The 13,185-nt window shown below is 31.0% G+C and carries 6 protein-coding genes; all 6 read right to left on the bottom strand.

Annotated features, from left to right (window positions below; translation table 4 throughout):
- Positions 1-111: 111 nt before the first annotated feature.
- Positions 112-4,152, bottom strand: coding sequence for an ABC transporter permease (locus CP520_RS03520; protein ID WP_096863081.1), 4,041 nt, complete (start codon positions 4,150-4,152; stop codon positions 112-114).
- A gap of 98 nt (positions 4,153-4,250) precedes the next feature.
- Complete coding sequence (locus CP520_RS03515) at positions 4,251-8,546, bottom strand: ABC transporter permease (RefSeq protein WP_096863079.1); 4,296 nt, start codon at positions 8,544-8,546, stop codon at positions 4,251-4,253.
- Between the two features lie 130 nt (positions 8,547-8,676).
- Positions 8,677-9,864 (bottom strand): elongation factor Tu, encoded by a 1,188-nt coding sequence (gene tuf / locus CP520_RS03510; RefSeq protein ID WP_096863078.1) that lies wholly within the window; start codon positions 9,862-9,864, stop codon positions 8,677-8,679.
- A 165-nt stretch (positions 9,865-10,029) separates the two neighbouring features.
- Positions 10,030-12,099, bottom strand: coding sequence for an elongation factor G (gene fusA, locus CP520_RS03505; RefSeq protein WP_096863076.1), 2,070 nt, complete (start codon positions 12,097-12,099; stop codon positions 10,030-10,032).
- A gap of 74 nt (positions 12,100-12,173) precedes the next feature.
- Complete coding sequence (gene rpsG / locus CP520_RS03500) at positions 12,174-12,641, bottom strand: 30S ribosomal protein S7 (protein WP_096863075.1); 468 nt, start codon at positions 12,639-12,641, stop codon at positions 12,174-12,176.
- 120 nt (positions 12,642-12,761) lie between these two features.
- Complete coding sequence (gene rpsL, locus CP520_RS03495) at positions 12,762-13,172, bottom strand: 30S ribosomal protein S12 (RefSeq protein ID WP_096863074.1); 411 nt, start codon at positions 13,170-13,172, stop codon at positions 12,762-12,764.
- Positions 13,173-13,185 lie beyond the last annotated feature (13 nt).

Here is a 13,185-nt window from a genome sequence, read left to right as displayed (position 1 = left end):
AAACTATTTTTTTAAAAGATTATATTTAAATGAATTATCTCACACGTTTTATAACAATTGGTTATTAGAATAAAGAAAAAACTACTAAGCTATTAGTAGTTTTAAGGGTTTTTATAAACTAGAGAATGCATCTTTTGGTTTTAATTTATTTGTATATAAAGAAGTTGTTAATAAAACTAGGAAAATAAAACCAATTAACATTCCTAAACCAATAACGATGAATTGTCATGATCAAATAAAGGTTACTTCTAATTTAGTAGCTTCTAATCATAATTTAGCTCCAAGTTTCAAGACTAAAAATGAAAGGATTGAACCAATAACTCAAGCAAAAATTGCAGCTACAATATAGCCAGAAGTTAAGTAAAAGTTAACTTCTCATTTACGATATCCCATTGCTTTAAATAATAGAATTGTATTTCTATTTTCTAAAATAATTAAAGTAATTAAGATTAAAGAAACTGTAAAGGTTACTAGTAATAATAGAACAATTAAATAATTAACTGTTGTTGTAATTTGTTTTGCACTTTGTAATCCAAGTTCAGTTATCTTTTGATAAATATAAGTACTGTTTTTAAAACGGTTTGATTGATTTGTACTTCCATAGTTAAAGAATGGTAGGTTAATATAATCAAACAATGAATAACCTATTCCGGTTTTAGCATTCATACTAAAGTTTGAAAGGTTAAATGGAACCTTATTTTTAGAATAAACAGAGTTATTTAAAACATAAGGATTATCTTCAAGTTGTTGAATTAATCCTGGTTTATACGTTCCATCTTGAACAAATAAACCATTTGAATCTCTTTTAACAACTCTGGTTAAACCATCATTATCTTGATAAACCTTATCACCATTTAATAAACGATATAAAGGTGAATTATAGTTCATTTCTTTTTGTTCATTAGTTGCATCAGTTCCATATTGTGAAGATCTATAACCATTACTTCTTCAACCGTTAGCAACACTATCAGAAGTAAATTGTAAGAAGTCTTGTTTATCAAAATAAATTTCACTATAAACTTCAGAATCTTCAATGACTTTATTTATTTTTAAATAAAGTTCAACTGGTTCTGATGGGATGTGGTTTGGTCTGACAAATGAATTGATTTGTGGTACAAACATATCTCCTTCTTTTAAACGATAAGTTTTACCAAATTTTTGAGAAACATTAACATTTAAATAAGACACGCTTGGTTCTTGATTTGAAAAATTAATTTTCTTATTCTTGTCATATTTTAAATCTTTATTAGTTAAGATATCTTCATTTTGTTTTAGCAATTGAGTATAAGAATTCATTTGTTTTTCAGATAAACCAATCGCATTAATTTGTTTGCCAAGATAACTTCAGTTTCCAGCAAAAACACTAGTTTCTGTTTTGCTATTAGAAACAATTGCTTTATTAAAGAAGATATTCATTTTGTAATTAAACTGCTTAATATTCTTTTTAATTTCACCAGTTTGATTTCTAGCTTGATTGATTGTTTTAGTTAAACCATCAATCATTTGCTTATTTAAATCTTTAACAATGCCATTAGCACCAACTTTTAATAAGCTATAAATTATTGTTTGGGCACTTGGTTTGTTTAGTAATTGAGCAAGTAGTTTAGAAATCATCATTGAATTATCTTTTAAGAATTGAGCCATTGTTTCTTGTTCGCTATCATTTAAACCAACAATTTGATTAGCTCAATAATCAGAAGTATTAGTTGTTAAAACTTGTTTAACAAAATTATCTTCTAAATAATAATTGTCCATATTAAGTTTTTCATTTAATAAGTTAGTAAAAGTTTCTTTTGTTAAACCATTATTTAATAAGTTTGGATTCTTAGTTCAAACATCCCCAATAACTTTATTAACTTCAACAAGTTGTTGTTTTCATAAGGTTTTAAATTCATTAGCATTAGTAATTTTGGTTAAACCTTGATTAGCTAATTCTTTTTTAATATTTTTATCCTTAACATTATCTAAAACTAAAGTATCATATGGTTTTGATGTTTTTAAATCATCTGTTAAAGCATCATTAACACTATTTCCAGTTTTATTATTTGGTGATGGAAACTTTTTAAAATAATCTTTATTTCAATAAACGTTATCATTAATATTCATTTCATTATATGTAACAGTTTTATAAGGAGCATTTTCTCTTTCAAAAGTACTTGCTGCATAATGAGTTGTGTTGTTAAATTCAACTCCAAACAGAGTTGCTGTAAAAGATAAGGCTAGTAAAATAAAGGTAATGACGTTCTTACCAATGTTTTGTACAACAAAGGATAAACCTATTCTTGCAGGAGAACTTCATCATGAGTATAGTCATTTAGATTTAATATATAGTTTTGTAAATCATCCAATCTTGCTTTGACCGTGTAAGGTTAAAGCTGAACTATTTAAAATACAAATATTCATAATCATAAAGATTAAGATTGAAAGACCAATTACTACTCCTAAAATTGCTAATGATCATCAAGTAAAGTTAAATGATGAAATGTAGAAACAATAATTATATTCAATTGGAGCTCTCATCATGTTAGAAACCCCAACAGAACCAAAGATTGCTAATATAGCTCCAATTAAAAATGGAACCATAATATTAATTGTTACCATTAAAGCTAAAGTCGAAGTTTTTTCTCCCATTGCTTTTAAGAATCAAAGCGTTTGTTTTTGTAAAACAATACTTTCTTTAGCAATATAGAAGAAAACAGCAAAGAATAAAATCAAAGCAATAATACTTAAAGCGTTACAAATTAAAGAAATGATTTCTTTATTTTGTTGCCCTTTTTCAGATCAATCTGTTTCTTTACTGAAATATGGGAAGACATCAACAGGATAACCACCTAATAATTTTGTTGTGTCGATATCTTTAAAAAAATCTTCTCTACCTAAAGCGTTTGATTTATCGAAGTTTTTCCCAGCTTGCTTATAGTCAACATCAATTCAGCCAGGTCCTCATCATTGGATAGCCGGACTTCTCATATAAGCTTCTGGAGTTCAAATAATTGTATTGTATTTATTATTTCAATAACCTCCACGAGAAGTCGCAGTTCCAATGATTTTCACTTTAACATGATGATTACTATAAGTTCCTTCAAGATAATCCCCAAGTTTTAATTTATTATATTTAAAAAACGAAGGAGCAACATAACCATAATTATAATTGTTTAAGACATCTTCACCAATTTCTTCTTTTGGTAGTTGGTCAATAATGTTAATTTTAACCATTTCGTTTGGAGTACTTTGATTTGAAAATTTCTTTTCATCGCCTGGACGAATCATTCATTCTTGAGTTGGCATAGCTCCAATATCAAAAGTTGCTTTCGGATTAATATTATCCGCATGCATCTTTGCACCGATTCCATAAGGAATTGAACCTCAAACATTAGTCTGCTTTTGACATTCTTCAGTTCAATATTTAGACAAAAAGTTTTTGTAATATAAATATCTTTCAAATTGTGGATGAATACTTGGGGAAGCTAATATTTTAGCAACCTTTGCAAAAGCTGCAGTATTTAATTCTCCATCAGTTCAATTAGTGCCGTCAATGGATGGTGATTTCATGACTCTCACATCATCTTTTGTGGTATACAGTCAATTGTTATCATGACCATGTCCAGCCATTTGATTCATTCAATCTAAATTTTCACTTGTGACACCCCCACTAGCATGACCAAGGAAATTAAAAAATGAACTAAATGAAGAAGAAAAATTTTGATTCATTCTTTCAAAGCTATCATCTAATCTTTTAACATCATCAGAACTTCATTTTGGTAATTCATATTTTTGTAAAGATTCAAATTCTTGAACCATTGTTGTTGGTTGTAATTCAGATTTTGGTAGTTTTAAATATTCATCTGTTAAAAGACTATAGCTATAGTTTAAAAGGACATTATTTTCATCAATGACATACTTATTACTATAGTCTCAACCACTATCTTCTTTTGTGTCTTTTCTCACAAAATTAAAACGACTTGGAAAAAAGTTAGGTTGAGCAATGTCTTTAAAAATAGCATTAATACTTCCACTATAAGCATAGTTAAAAGCAAATAATCCTAAAACAATTGAGAGAACTATAAAAGTAAAAAGAGCAAACGAAATATATAGCATCGCTTTAGATTTAAAATCTTTAATTGCTTGTTTAAAAATTAAGTGAAATCTCAAACCATTAACTCCTTTTTTTATTTTATTTTATATCTTTTTAAACCCTAAAAAGTGAGATAAGAAAAAGTATCTCATATCGAGATACTTTAATTTAGGTTTTATAAAGCGTTGAAAGCATCACGTGGTTTCAAACGGTTTGTATATAAAGTAACTGTTGATAGAACCAGAATTATAAAGACAGCAGTCATTGATAATCCAGTGACAATAAATTGTCATGATCAAACAAAGTAAACTGAAAGTTGGACTTGTTGTAAGATCATTTTTGCAGCAACTTTTAAGATAAAATAGGAAACTAATGCTCCAAAGATTAAAGCAAAGATGGCAGCAATAATATATCCACCAGTTAAGTAAATATTAATTTCTCGTTTCTTGTAACCCATTGCTTTAAATAGAAGAATTGTATTTCTATTTTCTAAAATAATTAAAGTAATTAAGATTAAAGCAACCATGGCTGTAATTGTTAATAAGATAACAATAAAGCGATTAATTGTAACTGTAATGGGATAAACTGCAGCCATTAACTGGTTGGTAATAACATTGTATAAATAAATACCAGATACATAAGAATTAGTGTCAAATCCTCCATTAGAATTTGAATAACTTGTATTAGCATAATTAAATGTTGGTAAACCTAGATAATCAAACATTGAATAACCAACTCCAGTTTTGGCATTTAAAGTTAAGTTTTGAAGTGTAAATGGAACTTCACTTAAACCATAAGTTGAGTTATTTAAGAAGTATTTATTATCGGGAATGTAATTGTCTTCTGGTTTAACTTCTTGTTGAATTGAATCACCACTAATTTTGGTATCATCTGGTGAATACCCTGCTAGTTTTTGAATTAACCCAGGAGTATATTCGCATGATTTAGGATCAATTGGATCACCAGGAATGGGAGAATAGTTTCAACTATAAGCACTTGAAACTTTATCAGAGCTTTTTCTTGAAACTACTTTTTTAACTTTAGCTTTTGATGTTTCATCAACATAAGTCATATCACCGTTTAATAAACGATATTCTGGAGTATTAATATTTAATAATCTTTGTTCTATTGAAATAGGAGTTTCAGTTTTGTTATTTAAAACTGGTGTTGAACTAGGATCTAATCCATTGCCATTTCATCCATTTTCAATTGAAGCTGAAAGATAATTTAATAAGTCATTCTTTTCAAAGAAGACTTCATTATAAGCAGAGGATTGTTCGATAATGTCATTAACTTTAACATAGACGACTGGTAAACGAGAATTTGATAAAGCAAAAGTTCCGTTTGTTAATTTAATAATATCTCCTCTTGAAACTTTATGACGTTGAGCGTAAAGTCCTGAAACATTCGCGTTAATATAATGAACTCTTGTATCAACATCTCTAATGTTAACTTTATCTCCGTTTTTAATTGATGTTGATACCTTCATATCTTTATAATCAGTTGCTTGATTAAAGCGTTTATCAGGAGTTAATAATGTTTTATTTAATTTTAATAAAGGGTTATATGAATCTAAAGATTCTGCATCTAATCCAAATCCATTAATTTCAGTTCCTTCACGATATCATTTGTTAGCAAAAACAGAAGAACTTAATTCTTCATTTGTAACAACTGCTTTATTAAAGTAAAGGTTAATGTTGTTATCAAATGATGAAATGTTATTTTTAACTTGGATAGCAGCTTCACGAACATTAGTAATAATGTCTGCAAAAGATTTAATGTTATCTTCATTTAAAGTCTTTAATCATCTAGCAGCGTTTCCGTTAATAGTTTTTTGTCAGTCTTCTTCGCTTCAATCATTAAAGTGGAATTTAACAATGATTTTTGCTAAATAATCACTACCTTTTTCAATTCCATTAACGATAGTTTTTTGTTCTTCTTCATTTAAACCAACCATTTTTGAAGATCAAGAATAAGGGGTATCTTCAGTTAGAATACTTTTTACTAAAGTATAATCCATGAAATGGTCTGTCATTGGGTTAGTTAAAGTATCATAGAATCCTGCTTTAGTCATTCCATCAAGTTCATTAACGTTTGGATAAACTTGACTTAGTTCATAAAATCTTTTTCCAATATCAAGAAGTTGATTGAATAATAACCCATGGAAACTGTCAGGTTTTCCAGTAGCTTCTTTGATAGGTTTCATTCCATTTTTTCTATTTGCAAGTTCATCAGAGATTTCACTCAATTTAGTTGAGTTAACAACAATAGTGTCATAGTTTGAAGACATAGCAAAATCAGCTGCTAATAATTCGTTAATTGTTGGTAGTTTTGGTTGGTCTTTTGGAGAATCTCCTTCGTCATCAACAACTGTTTCTCTTCCTTTAATAGGAACTCCATAATTGTTAAAGAATCCTTGATTTAATGTAATTGTGTCATTTGTATTTATTTTATTTAACATTAACGATTTATATGGTTTATTTAATTTTTCATAAGATTGAGCTGATGTTTTAGAAGCAGAGTTAAATTCAATTGCAAATAATACAATTGCAAACGATAGTAATAATAGAATAGCTGTAATGATATTTTTAAAGATATTCTGAACAATAAAGGATATTCCAATTTGAACTTGTGAAGGCATTCAGCTGTAAATATGAGCTGTCTTCATATAAAGTTGAGTAACTCAACCAACTTTTCTTTGCCCTTCCATTGTTAAAGCGTCCCCATTTAAAATAATGGCATCAATTCCAAGGAATACAAATAATGAAATAACCAGAGCAATTGCTCAAGCAGCAAATGTTAATCAACCAAAGTTTCAACCAGGAATATAGAAAGCATAAGTAGAACCTATGGCTGATTTCATGATATTCCCAACAATGACGGATCCAAAGATAGCAAAGATAGCTGCCAGAGTATATGGAACCATGATATTAATTGTAGTCATTAAAGCAAGAACAATTGGTTTTTCTCCGATTGCTTTTAAGAATCAAAGGGTTTGTTTTTGTAGCTTAATTCCTTCATTTGCAATAAAGAAGAAAACAACGAATAATAGAATTAAAGCAAAAACTCCAATTCCATAAGCTAAAATACTGTACATTAATTTAATTGGCACAATTTCTGTGTATTTAGAATTGAATAACGGTTGAAAAACATCAATATCTTTACCATTTAAAAGAGTACTAGTATTTATTCCTTTTAACACATTTTCTTTCATTCATTTGTTAGCATCTTGATAATTTAAACCAACTCCAGGAACATGGAAATTAATTCTATTAGAACCAGAATATCCAAAATTCTTAACTAAATAGTAAGGATCGACATATAGATATGAATGTGTAGAACGGTCAAAGAATCCCATTTGTGTAATTGCTGCACCAACAATTTTCATTGGCGCTAAAGTTACTCCTTTAAAAGTTAAAGGAATAATATCTCCAATTTTAATTTTATTTGCAACCATAAATGATGGTGAAAGATAACCATAATTTAAATTGTCTAAATATTCTTTCCCGATTTCAGATTTATCTAATTCTTTAACAATGTGTAATCCATTCATTCCATTGTCATAGAACTGATTGTTTTGTTCTGGATTTAAATCAGTTTCTTCTTTAGTGTAATTAGTACGAGAAGGCATAACACCAAATTCCATATGTGCATATTCTTTGGTTGCATCAGAATAAACTCGTTCATCAATTCCTCAGTTTAAAAATCCATAATCATCTTCTGAATAATTAATTTCAGGTAAGATTTTTTCAGTATAGTATTTAACTAAAAAGTTTTGTTTATATAAATAACCTTTGTGGTTTTCTTCAATACTTGGAGAAGCTAAAAGACAATATAGTTTCATCAAAGCAGCCAGGTTTAAATCAGATTCCTTAAGTCCAGAAGCATCTTTTAAATCATAAGATTTCTTTTTATTTTCTCCTGAACCAATATCTTTGTTTTCACTTCTTATGTTACTTAGATTAGTAGTGGTTCTGGTTCCTAAGTCAATTACGTTTGACATATATAATGAATCATCACCAGTGTTTCCCATTACATTGAAATAAAAGTTGGGGTCTCCAGCTGAAATTTTATTATTATTTAATCTATCAATATCACTTTGTTCAAATTTAGATAGTTTGTATTGATCTCCATTAAATAAAGTTACATTACCTTCATTGTTCATTAATAAGTCTTCAGCGTATTTTTGTAAAATACCTTCACTATCTACAACGAAACGTTGTGAAGGACTATATTTATCAGCTTCATTTTGCGCTTCTTTGTCAACATATTTAAATCTAGCTTCATAGGAATTAACAGCCTTACTTGCACTAAAAGAAGCATTAACGTTACTTTGAAAGGCAAAGTTAAATGAGAACATCCCTAAAATTAAAGAAAGAATTACAAAAGTGAAAAGAAAAAAGGCGGTATATAGCAATGCTTTAGACTTAAAATCGCGAATTGATTGTTTAAAAATAAGTCTAAATCGCATAATACCTCCAAATAAATAAACTAATAAGTTTCTTACTTCCTATTTTAACCGAAAAAAAACAACTACGTAAAGTAGTTGTTTTCTTATATTGTGTTTTTAAGTCTTTAAAATCAAATATTAGTAATAAATACTATTTTTCAACTTCAATAACTGTTCCGGCACCAATAGTTCTTCCACCTTCACGGATTGAGAATTTAGTTCCTTGTTCAACAGCAACAGGTTTGATTAATTCGATTTCCATTTCCACGTTGTCTCCAGGCATAACCATGTCTGTTCCTTGTGGTAGTTCAACTTCTCCAGTTACGTCAGTAGTACGGAAGTAGAATTGAGGACGGTATTTGTTAAAGAATGGTTTGTGACGTCCACCTTCTTCTTGAGTTAATGCATAAACTGATGCTTTTAATTTTGTATGTGGGTGAATAGTTCCAGGTTTTGCTAAAACTTGTCCACGTTCAATTTGAGTACGGTCAACACCACGTAGTAATGCTCCAACGTTATCTCCTGCTTCAGCGTAATCTAATAATTTTCTGAACATTTCTAATCCAGTAACAACTGTTTTTTTAGGTGCTTCTGTTAATCCAACGATTTCAACTTCTTCGTTAACTTTAACTTGTCCACGTTCAATTCTTCCAGTTGCAACAGTTCCACGACCTGTGATTGTGAAAACGTCTTCAATTGGCATTAAGAATGGTTTAGCGTTATCTCTTTCTGGAGTTGGGATGTATTCATCTACAGCGTCCATTAATTGGTGGATAGCGTCCACTCATTTGTCTTCTCCGTTTAAAGCTCCTAAAGCTGATCCACGGATAACTGGTGCGTTATCTCCATCGAAGTCGTATTCTGTTAATAAGTCACGAACTTCCATTTCAACTAAGTCAACTAATTCATCATCGTCAACCATATCACATTTGTTTAAGAATACAACGATACGAGGTACTCCAACTTGACGTGATAATAAGATGTGTTCACGAGTTTGAGGCATTGGTCCATCAGTTGCAGCTACAACTAAGATAGCTCCATCCATTTGAGCAGCCCCTGTAATCATGTTTTTAACGTAGTCGGCGTGTCCTGGACAGTCAACGTGTGCGTAGTGTCTGTTTTTAGTTTTGTATTCAACGTGTGAAGTATTAATTGTAATTCCACGTTCTCTTTCTTCTGGTGCATTATCGATGTTTGCGTAATCTTTAAATTCTGCACCACCATCTGCAGCTAAAACTTTAGTAATAGCAGCAGTTAAAGTAGTTTTACCGTGGTCAACGTGTCCAATAGTACCAATGTTAACGTGAGGTAAACTACGGTCGAATGCTTCTTTTGCCATATTTATATTTCCTTTCCTTAAACGATAGCTAAGAGAATTTTCTCTTAATATCTTTCTTACTTGTTGTAAGTCTCTACCGCCCCTTCTGGGGCGAGCAGGTTTTTTATAATTATCTCTATTTTATTATAAATTATCCGAAAAACAACTAGTTATTTTTAATGATAACTATTTAGTGTTTTTCTTAATAATTTCTTCAGCAACTGATTTTGGAGCTTCTTGATAATGTGAGAATAACATTGTGTAGTTTCCACGTCCTTGTGTAAATGAACGTAATTCAGTTGCGTACCCGAACATTTCTGTTAGAGGAACTTTTGCTTTAACAGTTTGTGCGTTTCCTCTTTGTTCTGAACCTTCGATTAATCCACGTTTAGATGAAATGTTTCCCATTACATCTCCGTAGTATTCATCAGGAATTGTTACTTCAACATTCATGATTGGTTCTAATAGAACAGGGTTCATTTTTTTACATGCTTCTTTTAAAGCCATTGAAGCAGCAATTTTATATGCCATTTCGTTTGAGTCGACATCATGCATAGATCCATCAACGATTGTTGCTTTAACATCAATCATTGGGTATCCAGCGATAATTCCGTTTTGTAAAGCGTTTTCTAAACCAACACGTGCAGCGTTGATGTATTCTTTAGAAACACGTCCTCCAGTAATTTTGTCAACTCATTCAAATCCTTTGTCAGGGTTTGGTTCGAATTCAATCACAACGTGACCATATGATCCACATCCTCCAGATTGTTTAACATATTTACCTTCAGCTTTTGCAGGGTTTTTAATAGTTTCACGGTATGAAACTTGAGGAGCACCAACATTAGTTTCAACTTTGAATTCACGTTTCATACGGTCAACAATGATGTCTAAGTGTAATTCTCCCATTCCTGCGATAATTGTTTGTCCAGTTTCTTCATCAGTATAAGTTCTGAAAGTAGGATCTTCTTCAGCTAATTTAGATAAAGCTAATCCCATTTTTTCTTGGTCAGCTTTAGTTTTTGGTTCTAAAGCTAATTGAATAACTGGTTCTGGGAATTCCATTGATTCAAGAATGATTGGGTTTGCTTCATCAGTTAATGAATCTCCAGTTGTTGTGTTTTTTAACCCAACAGCTGCTGCGATATCTCCAGCATAAACTTCATCAATTTCAGTACGGTGGTTGGCGTGCATTTGTAAAATACGTCCAACACGTTCTTTATTGTCTTTAGTTGCGTTTAATACGTAACTTCCTTTTTCTAATGTACCTGAATACACACGGAAGAAAGTTAATTTACCAACGAATGGGTCTGTCATAACCTTGAATGCTAACGCAGCGAATGGTTCGTCATCACTAGCAGGTCTTGTAGCTTCAGTTCCATCTGGTAATGTTCCTTTAATTGCAGGAACGTCTAAAGGTGATGGTAAATAATCAGTAACAGCGTCTAATAATAATTTAACACCTTTGTTTTTGAATGCTGATCCAGCTAATACTGGGAAGAAGTTTGCTGAAATAACTCCTTTACGGATTGCTGATTTTAATTCAGGGATAGTAATTTCTTCACCATCTAAGAATTTCATCATTAATTCTTCATCATATTCAACTGCGTTTTCGACTAATTCTTGACGCATTAATTCAGCTTTGTCTTTTAAGTCTGCAGGGATTTCAATTTCAACTGCTGTTTCATCAGCTTCACCATCATAGTGGTAAGCTTTCATTTCAACTAAGTCAATGATTCCTGAGAAATCATCTTCAGCTCCAATTGGTAATTGAATAGCAACTGCATGTGCTCCTAAACGATCTCCAATTGATTTAACTGAGTAATCAAAATCTGCTCCAGTTTTGTCCATTTTGTTTACAAAAACAATACGTGGAACTTTATAAGTTGTTGCTTGTCTTCAAACAGTTTCTGTTTGAGGTTCTACTCCTGATTGTCCATCCAGAACAGCTACAGCACCATCTAAAACACGTAGTGAACGTTCAACTTCAACTGTGAAGTCAACGTGACCTGGTGTATCAATGATGTTGAAACGGTGGCCTTTTCAGAATGCAGTAGTTGCAGCTGAGGTAATAGTAATACCACGTTCTTGTTCTTGAGCCATTCAGTCCATTTGAGAAGCCCCTTCATGAGTTTCTCCAATTTTATGAATTTTTCCTGTGTGGAATAAGATACGTTCAGTTGTAGTAGTTTTACCAGCATCGATGTGCGCCATGATTCCGAAGTTACGGTAATCTTTTAAAGCGTATTCTCTTGCCATATTTGTATCCTCCATTTATTTTTAATAGTTCATATCCACTAAATCGTTTATAGATATGACAAAATCGTTGATGATTATCAACGGTAGTGTGCGAAAGCTTTGTTAGCTTCTGCCATTTTGTGAGTGTCTTCACGTTTTTTAACTGATCCACCAATACCTTTTGAAGCATCAATGATTTCATTTGCTAAACGGTCAGTCATTTCTCTTTCGTTTCTTAAACGAGCATAGTTTACTAATCAACGTAATGCTAAAGTAACTTTTCTTTCATCAGAAACTTCAACAGGTACTTGATAGTTAGCTCCTCCAATACGACGAACTTTTAATTCTAAGTGAGGCTCAATGTTTTCGATTGCTTTGTTGAATACATCGATTGGTTCTTCACCAGTTTTTTCTTTGATTGTGTCAAAGGCAGTGTATAAAATTGTTTGAGCAGTTCCTCTTTTACCATCTAACATAATTTTGTTGATAGCACGTGTAACCATTTTTGAGTTGTACACTGGATCTGGAAGAACATCTCTCTTTTCAGCTCTATTTTTACGCATTTAAATTTCCCTCCTTTTTTCTTTCTTTAAATAATTATTTGATTTATTAAAAGATCTATTTGTGGTCTTTCCACGACAATAGTCATTTATTTGATAATTTTAGAATCTAATCTACTAGTACTATTTAGGGCGTTTTGCTCCATATTTAGAACGTGATTGTTTTCTTCCATTTACAGCTTGAGTATCTAATGCTCCACGAATAACGTGGTAACGTACCCCAGGTAAGTCTTTAACTCTTCCCCCACGAATTAAAACAACTGAGTGTTCTTGTAGGTTATGTCCTTCTCCTGGAATGTAAGCATTAACTTCCATACCGTTTGTTAATCTAACACGTGCGTATTTACGTAACGCAGAGTTGGGTTTTTTAGGTGTCATAGTAGCAACACGAGTACATACTCCACGTTTTTGTGGTGATGGTTCATGAGTAACTTTTTTCTTTAGAGTATTAACTCCTCTGTTTAAAGCAGGTGCTTTAGTTTTTCAAGTTTTCTTTTGACGGTTGTGTTTTACTAATTGGTTAATTGTTGGCATTGTATTTCCCCCT

The sequence above is a fragment of the Mesoplasma lactucae ATCC 49193 genome (genome assembly GCF_002441935.1).
Lineage (GTDB): Bacteria > Bacillota_I > Bacilli_A > Mycoplasmatales > Mycoplasmataceae > Edwardiiplasma > Edwardiiplasma lactucae.
The sequence above is the reverse complement of the archived record's forward strand: the minus strand, read 5'-3'. Positions and strand labels throughout refer to the sequence as shown.